23 protein-coding genes and 2 pseudogenes are annotated in these 16800 nt (G+C 59.6%); all 25 read left to right on the top strand.

Annotated features, from left to right (window positions below; genetic code table 11):
- Position 1 precedes the first annotated feature (1 nt).
- The 25 genes and pseudogenes from SOPEG_RS09305 to SOPEG_RS09190 all read left to right on the top strand — a co-directional run bounded on the left by SOPEG_RS09305 (position 2) and on the right by SOPEG_RS09190 (position 16721).
- A complete protein-coding gene (locus tag SOPEG_RS09305) occupies positions 2 to 262 on the top strand; it encodes an EscE/YscE/SsaE family type III secretion system needle protein co-chaperone (protein ID WP_025245140.1) in 261 nt (86 codons plus the stop codon).
- A gap of 39 nt (positions 263 to 301) precedes the next feature.
- Positions 302 to 586 carry a hypothetical protein gene (locus SOPEG_RS27305; RefSeq protein WP_148297037.1) on the top strand — a complete coding sequence of 95 codons (285 nt, stop codon included), beginning with the start codon at positions 302 to 304 and terminating at the stop codon, positions 584 to 586.
- 21 nt (positions 587 to 607) lie between these two features.
- Positions 608 to 1189, top strand: coding sequence for a type III secretion system translocon protein SseB (gene sseB, locus SOPEG_RS09300; RefSeq protein WP_025245139.1), 582 nt, complete (start codon positions 608 to 610; stop codon positions 1187 to 1189).
- Positions 1170 to 1676, top strand: coding sequence for a CesD/SycD/LcrH family type III secretion system chaperone SscA (gene sscA, locus SOPEG_RS09295; RefSeq protein WP_025245138.1), 507 nt, complete (start codon positions 1170 to 1172; stop codon positions 1674 to 1676). The genes sseB and sscA overlap by 20 nt, the downstream gene beginning before the upstream one ends.
- Positions 1657 to 2721 (top strand): type III secretion system translocon subunit SseC family protein, encoded by a 1065-nt coding sequence (gene sctE / locus SOPEG_RS09290; protein WP_158382366.1) that lies wholly within the window; start codon positions 1657 to 1659, stop codon positions 2719 to 2721. The genes sscA and sctE overlap by 20 nt, the downstream gene beginning before the upstream one ends.
- A 9-nt stretch (positions 2722 to 2730) precedes the next feature.
- Positions 2731 to 3426: a type III secretion system translocon protein SseD gene (gene sseD, locus SOPEG_RS09285; protein WP_025245136.1), complete on the top strand. Its 696-nt coding sequence runs from the start codon at positions 2731 to 2733 to the stop codon at positions 3424 to 3426.
- A gap of 6 nt (positions 3427 to 3432) precedes the next feature.
- On the top strand, positions 3433 to 3855 hold the full coding sequence (gene sseE / locus SOPEG_RS09280) for a type III secretion system effector protein SseE (protein ID WP_025245135.1): 423 nt from the start codon (positions 3433 to 3435) through the stop codon (positions 3853 to 3855).
- 90 nt (positions 3856 to 3945) lie between these two features.
- Positions 3946 to 4386: pseudogene (locus SOPEG_RS26210) on the top strand (SycD/LcrH family type III secretion system chaperone).
- A 333-nt stretch (positions 4387 to 4719) separates the two neighbouring features.
- Entirely contained in the window at positions 4720 to 4935 is a 216-nt protein-coding gene (sctF, locus tag SOPEG_RS09270; protein WP_025245132.1) for a type III secretion system needle filament subunit SctF, read from the top strand.
- A 2-nt stretch (positions 4936 to 4937) separates the two neighbouring features.
- The gene (locus SOPEG_RS09265; RefSeq protein ID WP_236851729.1) at positions 4938 to 5201 is read left to right on the top strand and encodes an EscG/YscG/SsaH family type III secretion system needle protein co-chaperone; all 264 of its coding nucleotides are present in this window, start codon (positions 4938 to 4940) and stop codon (positions 5199 to 5201) included.
- A complete protein-coding gene (sctI, locus tag SOPEG_RS09260) occupies positions 5198 to 5452 on the top strand; it encodes a type III secretion system inner rod subunit SctI (RefSeq protein ID WP_025245130.1) in 255 nt (84 codons plus the stop codon). The genes SOPEG_RS09265 and sctI overlap by 4 nt, the downstream gene beginning before the upstream one ends.
- Positions 5449 to 6174, top strand: coding sequence for an EscJ/YscJ/HrcJ family type III secretion inner membrane ring protein SsaJ (gene ssaJ / locus SOPEG_RS09255; RefSeq protein ID WP_025245129.1), 726 nt, complete (start codon positions 5449 to 5451; stop codon positions 6172 to 6174). Before sctI ends, ssaJ begins: the two co-directional genes overlap by 4 nt.
- A complete protein-coding gene (locus SOPEG_RS09250; protein WP_236851727.1) occupies positions 6153 to 6755 on the top strand; it encodes a type III secretion system domain-containing protein in 603 nt (200 codons plus the stop codon). The genes ssaJ and SOPEG_RS09250 overlap by 22 nt, the downstream gene beginning before the upstream one ends.
- Positions 6737 to 7516: a hypothetical protein gene (locus SOPEG_RS09245; RefSeq protein WP_025245127.1), complete on the top strand. Its 780-nt coding sequence runs from the start codon at positions 6737 to 6739 to the stop codon at positions 7514 to 7516. Before SOPEG_RS09250 ends, SOPEG_RS09245 begins: the two co-directional genes overlap by 19 nt.
- Positions 7410 to 8396 carry a SepL/TyeA/HrpJ family type III secretion system protein gene (locus SOPEG_RS09240; protein WP_025245126.1) on the top strand — a complete coding sequence of 329 codons (987 nt, stop codon included), beginning with the start codon at positions 7410 to 7412 and terminating at the stop codon, positions 8394 to 8396. The genes SOPEG_RS09245 and SOPEG_RS09240 overlap by 107 nt, the downstream gene beginning before the upstream one ends.
- Before the next feature lie 62 nt (positions 8397 to 8458).
- Positions 8459 to 8827, top strand: a complete 369-nt coding sequence (locus SOPEG_RS09235) for a type III secretion system protein SsaM (RefSeq protein WP_025245125.1) — start codon at positions 8459 to 8461, stop codon at positions 8825 to 8827.
- Positions 8812 to 10869 carry an EscV/YscV/HrcV family type III secretion system export apparatus protein gene (locus SOPEG_RS09230; protein ID WP_025245124.1) on the top strand — a complete coding sequence of 686 codons (2058 nt, stop codon included), beginning with the start codon at positions 8812 to 8814 and terminating at the stop codon, positions 10867 to 10869. The genes SOPEG_RS09235 and SOPEG_RS09230 overlap by 16 nt, the downstream gene beginning before the upstream one ends.
- Positions 10856 to 12184 carry an EscN/YscN/HrcN family type III secretion system ATPase gene (locus SOPEG_RS09225; protein ID WP_417903437.1) on the top strand — a complete coding sequence of 443 codons (1329 nt, stop codon included), beginning with the start codon at positions 10856 to 10858 and terminating at the stop codon, positions 12182 to 12184. The genes SOPEG_RS09230 and SOPEG_RS09225 overlap by 14 nt, the downstream gene beginning before the upstream one ends.
- Entirely contained in the window at positions 12181 to 12558 is a 378-nt protein-coding gene (locus tag SOPEG_RS09220; RefSeq protein WP_025245122.1) for a hypothetical protein, read from the top strand. The genes SOPEG_RS09225 and SOPEG_RS09220 overlap by 4 nt, the downstream gene beginning before the upstream one ends.
- On the top strand, positions 12539 to 12916 hold the full coding sequence (locus tag SOPEG_RS09215; protein ID WP_025245121.1) for a hypothetical protein: 378 nt from the start codon (positions 12539 to 12541) through the stop codon (positions 12914 to 12916). The genes SOPEG_RS09220 and SOPEG_RS09215 overlap by 20 nt, the downstream gene beginning before the upstream one ends.
- Positions 12897 to 13937 (top strand): YscQ/HrcQ family type III secretion apparatus protein, encoded by a 1041-nt coding sequence (locus SOPEG_RS09210; RefSeq protein WP_025245120.1) that lies wholly within the window; start codon positions 12897 to 12899, stop codon positions 13935 to 13937. Before SOPEG_RS09215 ends, SOPEG_RS09210 begins: the two co-directional genes overlap by 20 nt.
- A gap of 57 nt (positions 13938 to 13994) precedes the next feature.
- On the top strand, positions 13995 to 14642 hold the full coding sequence (gene sctR / locus SOPEG_RS09205; RefSeq protein WP_025245119.1) for a type III secretion system export apparatus subunit SctR: 648 nt from the start codon (positions 13995 to 13997) through the stop codon (positions 14640 to 14642).
- Positions 14639 to 14908: an EscS/YscS/HrcS family type III secretion system export apparatus protein gene (locus SOPEG_RS09200; RefSeq protein WP_025245118.1), complete on the top strand. Its 270-nt coding sequence runs from the start codon at positions 14639 to 14641 to the stop codon at positions 14906 to 14908. The genes sctR and SOPEG_RS09200 overlap by 4 nt, the downstream gene beginning before the upstream one ends.
- Positions 14905 to 15664, top strand: a pseudogene (locus SOPEG_RS09195) (EscT/YscT/HrcT family type III secretion system export apparatus protein). Before SOPEG_RS09200 ends, SOPEG_RS09195 begins: the two are co-directional and overlap by 4 nt.
- Positions 15657 to 16721, top strand: a complete 1065-nt coding sequence (locus tag SOPEG_RS09190) for an EscU/YscU/HrcU family type III secretion system export apparatus switch protein (protein WP_025245117.1) — start codon at positions 15657 to 15659, stop codon at positions 16719 to 16721. Before SOPEG_RS09195 ends, SOPEG_RS09190 begins: the two are co-directional and overlap by 8 nt.
- Positions 16722 to 16800 lie beyond the last annotated feature (79 nt).

The raw sequence follows: 16800 nt of genomic DNA, 5'->3' as shown, positions 1-16800 counted from the left end.
TGTGCCCACCTTGACCCTTATCGAAGACGGTTTACGCGATTCACCTGTCCAGGCCGAGCAGTGGCAACGCCAGCTTCGCGCCATCCAGCGTCGCCTGCGGCAGGCGATGATCTCGCCGGTGCGCCCGGCGCAATATCAGCAATTCACCGTATTGCTGGAATCGGCGCTACAGGCTGAAGATATTCTCAACGGCATTTACTTTCGTTATCACAATGCCCCATTGGGTTGTCGTGACATGACGACGCTAAATATCAAGTCATAACGCCACAACGATGATGTCTAACGGGAAGGGGACGACAGCATGCAAAAAAACAGCGAAGCGTTGAAGATGCAGCTCGATCGGGAATATCGCCGGTTGCAGAAATGTTTTCATGATTTTAATTACCTAAAACAATCCCTGGTCATGCTGGATAGCACCGCGGGCAGGGATCCGGATGCCGCGCGCAGAACCGCCCGTCTGAAAAGTTTTTTCCCGGAGGGGGGGGCTCACGCAACTCGAGCGCGAGGCGGCCCGAGATATGAAAGAGCTGGAAAAGAAGTTCAAACAGCTAGTCACGCGCGTAAAACACGAACAGGCCAGTATTAACGCTACCCTGGGGGTCTCGCTATGAGCGGAACGCCAATTTCTAACGCGATGTTGAACACGTTGTATGTGAAATTACCCGCAGACAAGGGGTCAGCCAATGCCGCAGCGGTTATCGATCGTTATACGGAAGTGAATCCCTTTTCCACGGCCTGTAACACCCTGTTAGGCATCTCGCAGTTGATGGAAGAAGTATTAAGTGATCAATATAACGCGATGCAACAAGCAGCCAACCGCGCCCATGCCACCAAAGACATGTCCAACAGGATGGACAAAGCGATCGCGGATGTTTCTAAAAAGGATGAAAAGGGAACCGAACCATTGCCGGATGGCGCCTACGACTACATGTTGGCGAATGGCATCTTGGTGGAGGGCAAAACCATCGACAAATATATGGGTGATGATCCCACTAAATCGTTAGATAAAGGAACGCTGACGTCCATTCAGGCCAGTCTGGATAACTCATTTAACGGCGATACCGACCTGTTGAAACAAAAGCAAATTTTGTTGGATAAGTATTCCAATACCTATAACGCCATGCTTGAGGGCGCCAAATCCTGCATGGACAAGTGGGGGCGGTTGTTGAATGACATTATCCGGGGATAAGGCGCAACCGGATGATTGGCAGGATGTTCAAGCGGTAGGGGATTTTCTCCGTCAGGGCGGCTCGGTCTATATGTTGTTAGACAGGCAGGTCGAGACCTCTTTGCAGACGCTGTTTGACTATGCCAAACAATTAGCCGCCGCCGGCGATCAGGCCGGCGCGGCAAGGATATTCAAATTGCTGACTTTTTATGATGGTTGGTCGTTTGAATACTGGTTCCACTTGGGAAAATGTTGTCAGGCCCAAAGAGCATGGATCGACGCTATTTATGCCTATGGTCGCGCGGCGCAAATTAAGGTGGCCGCGCCTGAAGCACCCTGTGCGGCGGGCGAATGCTATTTTGCCTGCGGCAATAAGACGTATGCCCGCAAAGCGTTTCGCGCGGCGCTGCTGATTTGCGGCGAGCTTAAGCACCATCAGGCCATACGACAGCGGGCGCGGACGGGCTTGGCCGCAACGGGAGGCGATGATGAGTCACTATCCGATTAACATGATGCAGGGGATCGCCGCCGAGCCGTGCGCCAACCTGGTCGAAATAGACAATAAGGGGGGGACGACCGTCGCCGCCGGGGCGCTCGGGTTGAAAGTGGTCAATACCGCCTGGCCTGCCCCGGCAGAGAGGGTGGAGCCTTTGGCCGGGGCGAGCTATACCGGCATCGTCACCGCGTCACAAGCGCAATCCGCGCTGGACGATTTGTTTGATGCCTTGCCATCCGCTCCGCCAGCGCGTCCCACGTTGGGCCAATTTCTCACCTTGGATGTGGCGACGCTGTCGCTCATGGTCAATGGCCTCATGCAGAATATCTGCAATAAAAACGCCGACAGTATTTGCCAGCAAATCCAGCGCGCGAGTGAGGTGCAGGATGTATTGCGTGCTCGCCAGCTCAAGGATTATCAGGCGCAAATCAATAAAACCGCCGAGCAAGCGGATAAAGTGCGCAAAGCGGGCATTATCAGCGCGGTGTGCGACTGGATAGTCAGCGGCCTACAACTGGTCATGGGGACGCTCAGAGTCATGGCGGGCGATGTGGTGGGGGGCATGGCTACCATCATGAATGGCGTGGCTGGCGTCATCAAGGCGAGCGCCGAAACCGCGCTGCTTTGTGGCGCGGACAAAGAGACGTGCGCAAAGGTTATCCTCAACGCGACGCTATTGCAGACCGTTTTTGGCGCGATGTCCATGATGGGCAGCATGGCAAGCGCGGGGAATATTAAGGACGCCGGGCAAGCCGTTGGAGGATCCAAGTTCTTTACTTATCTCAGAATCGCGAATAATGGGGTCGAAGGCGCGAACCAGACGCAACAAAGCGTGACCTCAATGACCTTTGCGGATCTACAAAAGCAAATTGAGGAATTAATGGCCAACCAGTCATTCAGTGACGGTGTACAAAAATGGATCGAAGCGCGCAAGACAACGCAGTATCAGCAATTACAGGACACCTTCCAGAACAGTATGCAATCATGCAAGAGCGCATTGCACACTATTGACAATTATGGTTCGGCGCTGGCGCGCGTCGTCGTCGGCCGCGCCTAAGGAGAGATTATGGATAGCCGCTATCAAACAAATAATACGCTTCCTTTACAGCCCGCCGACGTTTTGGTCCCACAGGGCGACCCGGCGCTCAATTCGGCGGCCGCCACGGATGTCTTTACCCGCGCGCCCGTGAAAGGGAATCCTTATGGCGACCTGATGAGGTATGACGAGATCTGGGCAAAGATGATGATGATGTGCAAAAAGTTACGCAACATGATGAATGAATATAATGCGCAACGGCAGGCACAGGCCTGGGCGCTGGATGTTAACGCGCTGACCAAAACACGCGACGGCATCGACAAGGCGTTCCAGGCCGCGGTGATGAGTTCGGTGGGCGGTTTGGCCGGCGGTGTATGTGGCATGGGGGGAACGGTTACGGGTTTCCGGGCCGTAAAAAATCTCAAACAGAATCCGGGGGAAAACCTGCATTCCAACAGCACCAATACCTTCAATCAACACCAAGGTCTTGGCCATGATTCGGGGCAATTCATCAACAGCGGATGCGCGGCGGGCGCCAGCGGCATGACCAAAGAGGCAGATACGGCCAAAGCGGAAGCCGAATTGTTGCATAAAAGCGCGCACGCCTATGAGAAAACCCAAGATGAGCTGCAGGCGCAGGCTAAAGATATCATGCGGCAAATGCTGGAAATGGGCCAGAGGTACGTGGAACAGTACAGTCAGGCGTTACAGCACCTAGTGAGGTAACCGGCTATGGAAGAGCTCGCACGGCAGTTGCTGAGCGAAGGTCTACGTTCGCGGCCGGCTTACCTGGAGGGCAGCGCCTTGCTCATCGGTCATCAGCTGGAGTTGCCCCCCTATCAGGTCACCTACCGGGTGGAGGGGGGCGTGCTTATCCTCTGCGCCCTACAGCGTGAACGCGATGCCCGCAGCCGGCCTCAGCAGCTGTTCCGCCTGATGGCGGTGTTGCGCCGCGTTTTCCAAGCGCTGCGCTGGCTGGTCAGCGTTAGGATGCTGGTGATCGCTGATGTCTTTGACTTGGCGTTGGCACGTAAACGCCAGCAGTTGGTGCAGGTGCTGCTATCACTGGGCGCGGAGAGGATCCGTTATCATGGCGATCTCTGGTTGGAGCTCCCCGCTTCCCGCTTGCTCAGCCGCCGCGCCGGTCTTCACTGACCGGCGCGGCGTTTGTTATACCCTGCCTCGCCGTTAAGCGAGACGCGCCGTCTCGCCGAGGCAATCTGACCGCGTGGTCTGGAGGTGATGATGATATCCATCCGGGATGACGATGCCGGCCAATGCGATCCCTGCGCCGCCATTGACACAGCCATAACCAGCGAGCTTGAGCAGCGCTATACCGGCGGGCATCAGGCACTCCACAGCGGGCGCTACGACCGCGCACTCATTGATTTCAGCTGGCTGGTGATGTCGCAGCCGTTGGAGCTGGCGCGCGCATGTTGCGCTGGCAGGCACGCTCATGAAGACGAAAGAGTATCAAGGGGCGATGAATTTTTACGGTTATGCACTGATGCTTGATGGCGACCACCCGGAACCGATGTATCAAATGGCCGTGTGTTTACAGGCCATGGGGTGGCTTGCGGATGCCCGTATGGCGCTGCAAAGCGCCATCAGTATGAGTGAGGCTAGGCCGTGTTACAGTGCAATACGCGCCACGCCTATCGCCTGCTTAATCAGCTGTTGGTGTGAACCCCAGCGCGCGGCCTGCTCAGGCCGTTGGCGACAGGCGCGCCGCTCTTGACCTGTCCGTTGCGGCGATCCCCCCCCCCCGAGCTGCCGGTTATCTGCGCATTGTCGCGAGAGCTTCGCGCCGCCGTTGATCACAGCGTTGTCGCGGGATCATTAGGCTTCTATGCCACCGGAGAGGCCCGTGACGCTGCCATATCCTGCCCTGAATTCAGGTTTACACCGGATGCTGCCTGCAGCGCTGTGCGCGGATAATCCCTTTATTGCCGCTGCCCGGCGCGACGCGCATTACCCAAATTACGGCAGTGGCCAAGACGCAAGACACCGGAGGTGCCCATGGATGTGTCACAACTCATCAATACGCTTTCCCTTCTGGCACATAAGGCGGGAAATGATGTCGAAGATAAAATGACGGCGGATAAGCTTACTGACCCTGCCTCCTTACTGCGAGCGCAGTTCGCGGTGCAGCAATATTCAACCTTTATCAACTATTCCAGCGCGATACTCAAGACCATGAAAGATATGGTCGGCGGCATTATCGCTAAGATATGACGATGCTCGCGGATGCCGATCGCCGATTGCTGGTGGAGCTTGCGTGCGCGGGCGTGAATCACGGTTACCGGCAACAGGTCCGCGCCATGTTGCCCGCTTTGCCTTTTCTGGTGCCCGATGAATCGCTACGGGCAGCATGCTATGCTTTCTTGTTGTTCGGATTGGATGACATCGCCGCCGCCCGGGTGCGCCTGGCGCGGGTGGCGGGGCCGGAGGTCGAGACGCTAAAGGCCATTTTGCAGTATCACCACGGGAGTCACGGATGAAAATCGAAAACGCCTACCACATCGCCCCGCCGACCAACGGCCTGACGGCCGCGCCGGCCGAGGCTTCTGTGGATGCCGCCGCGGCATTCAGTCAATTGCTCTACGGCGTGGCGCCGGTAGGGGCCCTGTCGCCACACGATATGCTGGTGCGACAGGCAGCGATCTTTGGGGTGACGTCGAGTATCGATCTTGGCGCCAAAATAGCCGGTTCGATGGCGCAATCCATCAATAAACTGGTGAATATGGCATGAAAAGCGGGCGCTGCCTGGCCGTTGCTGCGACGATACTGTTGCTGTCCGGTTGCCGCATCGAGCTCTATAGCGGCCTGCCGGAGGAGGACGCCAATCAGATGCTGGCGATTTTGATGCAGCACCATATTGATGCGGATAAACAGCGGGGCGAGGGCGGGATAACGCTGCGGGTCGAACAGGCGCAATTCATCAATGCCGTCGAGCTTTTGCGGCTAAATGGTTTCCCTCACCGCAAATACACCACCGCCGAAATGATGTTCCCGCCAAATCAATTGGTGGTGTCGCCCAGCGAAGAGCATCAGAAGATCCTTTACTTGAAAGAGCAGCGCATTGGGGGCATGCTTAGCCAGATGGAAGGGGTGGTGCAGGCGGATGTTGCTATCGCCTCACGCTCGGCCGGCGACGAGGAGGCCGGCGCCCCCGTATCGGTGGCGGTGTTCATCAAATATTCGCCGCAGGTCAATATGGAGACGTTTCGCATGCAGATAAGGAATCTGGTCGAGAAAGCCATTCCCGGTCTGCAATATGATCACATCAGCATACTGATGCAGCCAGCGTCTTACCGTATGGCTGCGTCAGCGCCGAGTGTGCACCAGGATCCGCAGGGGAGGGCCATCCACTGGCTTATTCAGCATTACCGTCTGCTCATGATACCGCTGGCGCTGACGCTTATCGCGATGATCTATCTGGCGGCGGGGAAATGGCGGGACCGGCGGCGCTAACGCCCCCGGACCCGCTGTTGCTACAGCTGTATCGCTATAGCTGGCAACCCGCGCGCTATGCTCATCCCGCCTGGCTGGCCGCCCTCGGTTTCCGGCCGCGGCCTGACTGGCGTTATGGACAGCGGCCGCCGCTGGATGAAGGGTTGAATCAGGCGTTGCGGCGACGGCGGGGCACGCCGCCGCTCGGCCAGGCGCTAACGCCGCGCACGCGGCGACTGGCCCGCTTGGCACCGATGATGACGGCAGCGGCGCTGGGTCTTGGGCTACTGGTGCTGGAGTGCAGCGATTATTTGCTGTTACCCGCTTACCGTCAGGTGATAGGGCAATGGCTATCGGAAGAGGCCGTCTGGCAGCTGTTCGGGCTGTGTGGCGGCAAACGGGGCGTGGTATGGGCGCCGGACCAACTGGCCGAGCGCGCCATATCGCTGGGCGCTGCCGTCCTTGCCAGGCTGGCGGTCAATGAGCCGGTGCTTTATATCTTGATGATTTTGCTGCCACCGCCCGAGCGGGCATTGTGGCCCAAGGTACCCGGCAGCGCGCTCATTGTATTGAAGCAGGTGTTATGTCCACCCGAGGATTAACCATTATCGAATTGACCGGGCCTGTGCCAGACGGCCCGGTGATCCCTGCCGACTGGTTTGCTACCCGCCTGACGCGGGATCAGACGCTTAAAGAGGCGGAACGCCAGGCCGAGTTGATACTCGGCGCCGCGCGCCGTAAAGCCACGGCCCTTTTGCGGCAGACCGCAAGACACCAGCGACGGGCGCGACGCGAGCTTCTTGCCGAACGCGCCCGCCTGGAGCAGGCCCTGTTGCGGCGCGGTGAGCGGCAATGGCTGAAGCGGCATGTCGGTCGGGTGCTGGACGAGGCAGAACAAGAACGTCTGCTGATTCGGCACGCGGCCGAGCGCATCCAGGAGTGCATGGCGCAGGTGCTCAGCGCCTGGTATGAACAGCAGCCTGCGGATGAGCCACTGTGCGCCCGGCTGGCCCGGCAGGTGGAAAAGCTGGCCGGCGAGGGAACATTGACCCTGCGGGTCCACCCCGCGCTGGTGCCGCGGATGCGGGCCGAGTGGGGCGAGCGCTTAACCATCGTTATCGTTGCCGCGCCCCATTATGCCCGTGCTGAAGCGCGGCTGGCATCGGCACACTGCGCGGTGGACATTTCGCTGGATCGTCATTTTGCGCAGTTGCTGGACTGGCTGCGGGGCGCTACGGCGTCATCAGGAGAACCCAATGAAAACGAGCGAAGGGATATTGCCGCCGGCTTCGTTGCAGGATGTGCACGCCCGGCAGGTACCGGAGGAGCGGAAGATGGCCCTGCAGGAGATGGCGCTGCTTGAGCTTGAACAGACGTCAAGCAACGCCCTCTGTGAAACGCTGGAAGAGATGGGCATGGCTATGGCGGGCAGAGTGCTTGGCCGTAAAGACCTGGGACCGGCCGGCTGGCAAGCGCGCAAGCAGCAGGCGCTCATTAAGCTGGTGCAAAGCGGCGGGGAGCAGGGCGCCGGCGTGGCCCGCATCCTGGCGCTGGCGCCGCAGGACCGCCAGGCGCTGGAAATGGCGCGACAAATCGTCGCCCTGTCTTCGCGGTTGGCGCAAGATACGCTGAGTCAGCGTCGAAAACAGGGGCTTAGCGCCAAACTGACTGCATTGATGGCACAGCAGGGTTGGGAAACGACGCTGTTTGCCATGATGGAAATGGGGGAGGTCGATCCGGCCTCGCTGCGACCGATCACGCGCCTGATGCAACAGGCGTTGGATGAGCCGGAAGTGTCGCTGATGGAATGGTTCAAGCGTATCGCCGGCTGGCGCGAGCGGCGTCAGCGGTTGCGCGTGCTGCTGCGGATCATGGCGTTTGAACTCTCCGCCTGTCTGCCGGGGCAGCAACAGCAGCGGCTCGCGGCCGTGCTGCAGCGTCTGCGCCGGCTGTTGCTGTTCCTGGGACTTGAGAATGAGTGCCGGCGTATCGAAGGGCTATGCCGGCTGCCGACGGGCACCCTGTTGCCGCTGACCATTGAGATCGTCGGCGAAAGCTGGCTATTTGCCGACTGGCTCAATGCGCGGCTGGCGACCCTTAAGCCCCCAGGCGCGTTGCGCAACCGTCTTATCCACCACCTGGCCACCCTCTACACGCTGCTGCCTGACGGCTGTTTTATGGATGATGACCAGCGCGAGCAAATCATCGGCGTTTTGCGGCAGTTGGCGGCAAATCAGGTGTAGCCCCGATACCCGCTGCCCGCGCCATTTGGGACGCTGTCGCCATTCATTGCCCGGGAGACGTCATGGAATGGGATTTGGTTACTGAACGGAATTTACAACAATTTATCCGGTTGGCGGATCTGGGCGACTGCCCGGTGTCGGGCGCTATGTGCTGGCGCCATGCGCGTGGCGAAACCTATTTGCACTATCGCGGTGGCCGGCTCCACCTCGGCCAATATATACCGCGCGTCACTTCCGCCGCCGACGCCTTGCGCCAGGGTTTACAGCGCTGGACTCCGGCCCTGTTCGCCGGCGTGCCCCAGCGCCTGTACGCTCTGGGCGCGGGGCTGGCCATCAGTTGTTCGCCGCCGGCGCACAGCGCGGCGGAACTCTGGCTGCGGCTACATCAGCGCCAGCAAACCTTTCTGGAGGCGCTATGTCGGGGAGCGTAACCGACTGGCTGAAACAAAACCGCTGGCTGGCCGTCTGCCGCGGGCGGCAGGACATCATTCTGGCGCTGATGCTGCTCATCGCGATTGTGATGATAGTTCTGCCGCTGCCCACCTTCATGGTGGATATTCTTATCGCGATCAATATCACTTTCTCGGTGATTTTGCTGTTGATCGCTATCTACATTAACGATCCGCTCGATCTGTCGGTGTTTCCTTCGCTACTGCTGATTACCACGCTTTACCGTTTATCCCTGACGATAAGCACTACCCGGCTGGTGCTGTTGCAACATAACGCGGGCAGCATTGTCGAGGCGTTCGGCCGCTTTGTGGTGGGCGGCAATTTAACGGTCGGGCTGGTTATTTTTTTCATCATTACCATTGTGCAATTCATAGTCATTACCAAGGGCACCGAACGCGTGGCGGAAGTGAGCGCGCGTTTTTCCCTTGACGGAATGCCTGGCAAACAGATGAGTATCGACGGTGATTTACGCGCCGGGGTTATCGATGCGGTCCAGGCGCGCCAGCTGCGCCAACTGGTGCAGCAGAAGAGCCGTTTCCTGGGCGCAATGGACGGTGCGATGAAGTTCGTCAAAGGGGACGCTATCGCCGGCATCATCGTGGTGCTGGTAAATATTATCGGCGGTATCATCATCGGCATCGTGCAGCACGGCATGGCGATGGGCGAGGCGTTGCAGACCTACAGCGTGCTGTCAATCGGCGATGGCCTCTGCGGGCAAATCCCCTCGTTGCTTATTTCGCTAAGCGCCGGGATTATTGTTACGCGGGTCCCCGGCGAAAAGCGCCAGAATCTGGCCGGCGAAGTCTCCATGCAACTGGGTAAACAGCCGCAGGCGCTGATGCTTACCGCGGTGATCCTATTGCTGTTCGCGCTGATCCCGGGTTTCCCTTTTATCGATTTCTTTATGCTGGCGCTGCTGTCGGCGCTGCCTTGCCTACTTATCTGGCAACGTCGTCGCCGTTCGTCGGGCGCGGGGCCTGCCGCGCAGAAGGCGAGCGCGGGGGACGTCATGCGGCCGGGGGCCTGTCCGCTGATGTTGCGGATTGCGCCCTCTCTCAATACCCCCTCGCTGACGCAGGAAATCGACGCGCTACGCTGGTCGCTGTTTGAAAACTACGGCGTCCCGCTACCGGAAATAACCATTGTGGTGGAGCCGGCGCAGCCGCGGGCGGCGATGACGCTGCTGCTGTATCAAGAGCCGGTGTTTAGCCAGGTTATGCCGGAACCGCCGTTTTGCCTCGCGTTGGGTATTGCCGACGATCTGGGCGGTGAGACGGTCGCGTTGCCGGACGGTATGGGGCAAATAACCTGGCTGCCGGCCGAGATGGCGGCGCTGGCGCGCGAACGCGGCCTCAGGGTCGCCGCGCAGGAGGGCTGCCTGTCCGCGCTGTTGCGTCGGGTGCTGGTCCGCTATATGGCGGAATTTATCGGCGTGCAGGAAGCACGCTATCTAATGGACGCCATGGAGGCTCATTATGCCGAGCTGGTCAAAGAGCTGCAGCGCCAGTTGCCTATCAGCAAAATTACCGAAACGCTGCAACGTCTGGTGGTGGAGGGGGTCTCCATTCGCGATTTACGCTTGATTTTCGGCACGCTGATTGAATGGGCACCGCGGGAGAAAGACGTCCTGATGCTGACCGAATATGTGCGCATTGCCCTGCGGCGGCATCTTCTCCACCGGCTGAAACCGCAGGGGGAGCCGCTACAGGTGGTGCGTATCGGCGAAGGCATTGAAAACCTGATCCGCGAATCCATACGGCAAACCGCCCTCGGTACCTATGCCGCGCTGAGCCCGGCGCAAAATCACCGTATTCTGACTCTGATAGCCGATGCGCTGGCGCCGCTGGGGGAGGTTTGCGTGGTGACCTCGGTGGACGCGCGCCGTTTCCTGCGCCGGATCATCGAGACGTTTCGGCACGATATTCCGGTACTGTCCTGGCAGGAATTGGGGACAGAATGTGAGATACAGGTGCTGGCAGCCCTTGATCTGAGCGCTGAGGAGTTGGTCGTTGACGACCTGTAACCCGCGCCTGGCGGCGGTGCTCAGGCAACGCTTGACCCCGAAGGGCGATCCCCCCGACGGCTATCGCTTAACCGGTACGCTACTGCAAATTGGCGCCACGCTGCTGCGCGCCCGCCTGCCGGGGGCGATGATGGGGGAAGTTTGCCGGCTGTTGCCCACGGGCGGGCTGGCGGAGGTGGTGGGTATCGAAGGGGATGATGTGCTGCTATCGCCTTACGGGGCGACGGACGGCCTGAGCTACGGTCAACCGGTGCAGCCGCTGCGCCGTCGCCAGCGCGCGCCGGTGAGCGGCGGCTTGCTCGGCCGGGTGATCGACGGCTTGGGCAAGGCGCTGGACGACGGGCCCGATCCCGAGGGACCCTGGCGGGAGTTGGATGCCTTACCGCCGCCGCCGCTGTCGCGCCAGCGGATCGCCCGGCCGCTGCTGAGCGGTATCCGCGCCATCGATAGTCTGTTGACCTGCGGCGAGGGGCAACGCATCGGCATTTTCGCCGCCGCGGGTGGCGGCAAGAGCACGCTGTTATCGATGCTGAGCGCGTGCCCTGACTGCGACGTCACGGTCCTGGCGCTCATTGGCGAGCGCGGCCGGGAAGTGCGCGAGTTTCTTGAACAAACGCTGGACGCCGAAGCCAGGCGGCGCTGCATCACTATCGTCGCGACCTCGGACCGGCCTGCGCTGGAGCGCGTACGCGCGCTCTCGCTGGCCACGACCGTTGCCGAGGCGTTTCGCGACAGGGGAAAGCGGGTGTTGCTGCTGGCTGATTCTCTGACGCGCTATGCGCGTGCCGGTCGAGAAATTGCGCTGGCCGCCGGCGAATCCTGCGTGGGCAGCAGTTATCCGCCGGCGGTGTTTGCGGCGCTACCGCGGTTGCTGGAGCGTGCCGGCATGGGGACGGTTGGCAGCATCACCGCCTTCTATACCGTACTGGTGGAAGGGGACGACATCAATGAGCCACTGGCCGACGAAGTCCGCTCCCTGCTGGATGGGCATATTGTGTTATCCCAGCGCCTGGCGGAAGGCGGCCACTTCCCGGCGATCGATGTCTTGAGAAGCTTAAGCCGCATCATGCCGTCGATCGTCAGCGAGGCGCATCTATCGCTGGCGGCGGCGCTGCGTCAATTGCTGTCGGTTTACCGCGAGGTGGAGTTACTGGTGCGGGTCGGCGAGTACCAGCGCGGCGATGATCCGCTGACGGATCAGGCAGTAGACGCCTATCCTGCCATCTGCGCTTTTTTACAACAACGGGAGACGGCGTCATGCGACCTCGATGCTCTGCAGCAGCAGCTTATGCGGCTGACCGGAAAAAGGTGTTGAAAGAACTATTGCGGCTAAAAGCACGGCGCGAGGCGCGGTTGCGGCGGCTGCTCGCGCAGGTTAGCCGCGATGAACGTCAAAACGAGGCCAACGCGCGCGAAGGCGATGCCCAACTGGCGCGGCTCGCCCGGACGCGGCATGCCATGCTGTCGTGGCGAGGGAGGGCGACGGTGGGCGACATGGGACGTCGGGCGCGGGAAATGCAAGGCGTGCTGCGGGGCGTATATGCGTTGAACGAGGAACGCTGCCGCCTGCGGCAGACGCGCGCCCTGCTGGAGGAGCGACGTCGCGCATTGCAGCAGGCGCGGGTAACGTTAATGAAACAGCAGGAAAAACTCACGCTGGTACTAACGGATGACGGCTATCAAAACTGAGGGAAGCGCCTGGCATTGGCAGGCGGAGGACGGAACGCAGGGGGACAGCGCCGCGGGCGCGCACCCGGCGGCCTTTGCGCGCTTAATGGAGCGGGGCGCAAAGGCGGCGTGCGGCAAAGCGCCGCCGCCGCTCACGGCGCGAGGGGCGAAAGCGCGTTATCGGCTGGTGGGTGGCCGCGCCGACGGTCTGATTTGCGACGTCAGCGACGGGCCGGACGGTCTGCAAATGTGCGTCATCGTGCCGGAGGCGGCCTTATTCCACCGTCTAAACGAGGTGGTGCCACGTCTGGCCGCCGTGCTTGGCGAAGCCGGTTACCGGGTAAGTCTGGAGGTCCGCCGTGCTGAGCCTGGCGCCTGAGGAGCAGCCGCTGGCCGAGAGGCTGATGCCCGGCGGCGGTACTTTAGGCGCTACGGCGTTGCGGCTGCAGCCGTGGCCGGCGCGCGCGGAGGGGGTCATCATCACCCTTGACGCCGACGGCGCACTCTGTGACCTGTGGCTACCGACGGCGGTATGGCAGGGCTGGTGTGAAACCGTGCTGGGCACGGCCGATTGGACGGTGATCGCGGAACCGCTGATGGCGTCGATTGTCGCCTGGGGCCTCTCGCCGTTGCTGGCGGCGGCGGAACTGACGCTGTCGCCGTGGACGCCGCCCCGACCGTGCAGCGTCCTGGGTCGGCACCTGGCCGCCACCTTTTCTTGGTGCGTCGAGCAGCAGGCCTTTCAAGGGGTGTTAATGGCGTTGCCGGCGTGCGTATGGCGCAGGCTGGCCGCCGCAGCGACTCCCGCGACGCGGATTGCCGACGCATCGTTCCCGCTCAGGGCGGCGCTGAGTATCGGTGGGAGTGATCTGACGCTAAAAGAGCTGCGCCAGCTTGGGCCGGGCGCGGGAATACGACTACACACCGCGGGCTGCCTGCGGGCGGGGAAATATGCGTTAATCCTGCCCGGTGGCGCGGTATTACGCATTACCTGGAAAGGGGAAGAGACCATGGAAATAGACGCGCTAATGCAGGATATCGCGGTGCAGCTGGAGCAGGACGCAGCCCAGGATGCCCCGTCGGATGGTGCGGATCCGGCGGCTGGAGATAACGGCGTAGCTCAGCCACTACCGCCCGCCGCCACGCTTCACCTTGATACGCTACCGCAGCGGGTGCGGGTAGACGTGGGACAGGTGACGCTGACGGTGGGTGCGCTGCGCCAGCTTTCTGCCGGAGATGTCGTACCGGTGACAGGCCGGTTTTCGCCTTACGCCACCCTGCGTCTACAGGATAAGATCCTGGGCCAGGGGGAACTCATTCGCTGCGAAGGCGCTCTGCTGGTGCGTATCACCCGCTGGTATCTTACTGATGCCAAAGCGGATCAGGCCAATACCGGATAGTGGGGGAATGGGCCGGGGCGATAACGTCGGCAAGAAGCCCATCAGCCGGATTACACTATGTCATTACCTGACTCGCCCTGGCAGTTGATCATCCTGCTGGTGGTCCTTTCCCTACTGCCGCTGGCGGTGGTGATGGGCACTTCATTTCTGAAACTGGCGGTGGTGTTATCAATTTTGCGCAATGCGCTGGGGATCCAACAGGTGCCACCCAACATGGCGCTGTACGGCCTGGCGCTTATCATGTCACTGTTCATCATGGCCCCGACGGCCTTAGCGGTCAAAGCCCAATGGCATCCGGTGGCCGCGCCCGGCGACCCGCCATGGGCGAGCGGCTACGACGGCAAAGCGCTGGGCCCCTATCGCCAGTTTTTACGCCGCAATGCCGATGAGAAAGAAATTCGCTATTTCCACAACCTGATAGCCAAAACCTGGCCGGAAGAGGCGCGCCGGCAGGTCAGGCCGGACTCGCTGCTCATCCTGCTGCCGGCGTTTACCGTCAGCCAGCTCAGTCAGGCTTTTCGCATCGGCCTGCTGATTTATCTGCCGTTCCTCGCCATCGACCTACTGGTGTCCAATGTACTATTGGCGATGGGAATGATGATGGTCTCGCCGATGACAATTTCACTGCCGTTCAAGCTCTTGATTTTCCTGCTGGCGGGCGGTTGGGACTTGATTCTCTTGCAGCTGGTGCAGAGCTTTTCATGAACGACGCCGCCCTGACCCATTTGGTGACCCAACTGATGTGGATTGTGCTAATCACCTCTTTACCGGTCGTGCTAGTGGCGTCCGCCGTCGGTATTCTGGTCAGCCTGTTTCAGGCGTTAACGCAAATTCAGGATCAGACTCTGCAATTCATGATAAAGCTGCTGGCGGTGGCGATAACCCTTATGGCCAGTTATCCCTGGCTCGGCGGGATCTTGCTGGGCTATACGCGCCAGGTCTTGCTGCAAATCGGCGTGCGCGGCGGATGATAGCGCTAACCGACGGGGTAGTGGCGGTGGCGTACACGCTGATTCGTCCCCTTGGCCTGACATTGCTGTTCCCGCTGCTCAATACCCGCAGTCTCGGGACCGCTCTGATAAGAAATGGCGTGCTGTTGGCGCTGATGGTTCCCGTCCTGCCGGTGGTGTATGAGCAGGCAGCGCAGCTGCGCGGCTGGGGTTGGCTGCAACAACTGCCAGGGGAGCTGCTTATCGGCGTCATCCTCGGGTTTTGCGCCGCCATTCCCTTCTGGGCGGTGGATATGGCGGGTTTTCTTATCGATACCTTGCGCGGCGCCACGATGGGATCCGGCCATGGCGATGCAGACCTCGCTGTTTGGCCTGTTATTCAGCCAATTTTTATGCGCGCTGTTCTTCCTTGGGGGCGGCCTAAATCTGTTGCTCAGCGCGCTGTACGACTCCTATCGCGCCTTCCCGCCGGGCACCACGCTGGCGCTAGACCACAGGCTGTTTGATTTCATTCTGATGCAGTGGCAATTGCTCTATCGTCTGTGCCTGAGTTTTTCCCTGCCGGCGGTACTGAGTATGATATTGGCGGATCTGACGCTCGGCTTGATCAATCGCTCCGCACGGCAGTTGAATGTCTTTTTCTTATCGATGCCGATCAAAAGCGCGCTGGCGCTTTTACTCCTGCTGCTGTCTTTGCCTTATGCATTCCATCATTATCTGCGCGAGACGGAAACGCTTTACCCGTCCTTAAGCGCAGGGTGGTTGCGGCATGAGTGAAAAAACCGAGAAGCCGACCGAAAAGCGACGACGCGACGGCCGTAAAGAAGGGCAGGTGATAAAAAGCAATGAAATTACCTCGGGCGCTCAACTGGCGGTAATACTCCTTTTCTGGCATCTGTTTGCCGAGGCGGTGCTGGAACGCGTCTCGGCGCTGATTATTCTGTCCATAAACCTGATTAATCGACCTTTTATTTTTGCTTTGAACCAGCTAATGCATGTTGTACTGTCGTCGGTCGAATTGATGTTCGCGCTGTTCGGCGGTATGTTAGCGCTGGCCACCGTTGGCAGCGTGCTGCTGCAGGTTGGGGTCGTCCTGGCCAACAAAGCCGTGGGCATCAAGGGGCGGCGTATAAATCCGGTCAGCAATTTAAAACAAATTTTTTCAATGCATAGCCTCATAGAATTGTGCAAATCAATGGGCAAAGTGGTGGCATTGACGCTGATTTTCGCCGGCTTGTTCTATTTTTATGCACCAACGTTTCAGGCGTTGCCGTTTTGCAATAGCCGCTGCGCATTGCCGCTGTTTTCCACCTTCATCCGCTGGATGTGGTTTGGCTTAATCGGCTTTTATATTGTTCTTGGCATTCTCGATTATGCATTCCAGGCCCATAACACGCTGAAACAGCAAAGAATGAGCAAAGAAGAGGTGAAACAGGAATATAAAGACGCGGAAGGCGATCCCAACATGAAACGTCGCCGCTACGAGATGCAGCATGAAATTCAAAGCGGAAGTTTGGCGCATAATGTTAAACGTTCGGCGGTGGTGATACGTAATCCGACCCATATTGCGATATGCCTGGGATATCATCCCCAAGAGATGCCGGTGCCGCGCGTGCTGGATAAAGGCATGGCGGGACGTGCGGGCCAAATTGTTGACCTAGCGCAACGCGCCGCCGTGCCGGTTGTGGAGAATATCCCCCTCGCGCGGGCGCTTTTCCAGCATGTCGGCTGCGGCGACAGAATACCGGAAGCGATGTTTGAACCGGTTGCGGCACTCTTGCGCATGGTGTTGGAAATTGACTATGAATGCGATGAGAAAACGGTAAAATCATGAGCATGAAATATGCCGTTGAATAAGGGAAACCGATTTTGCGTTGTCGGTCGGGGATTATCTTTTCAAGGTTGTCGTAGAA

This window comes from Candidatus Sodalis pierantonius str. SOPE (genome assembly GCF_000517405.1).
Classification (GTDB): domain Bacteria; phylum Pseudomonadota; class Gammaproteobacteria; order Enterobacterales; family Enterobacteriaceae; genus Sodalis_C; species Sodalis_C pierantonii.
Note: the sequence above shows the minus strand (reverse complement) of the source record. Positions and strands in the feature narration are given on the sequence as shown.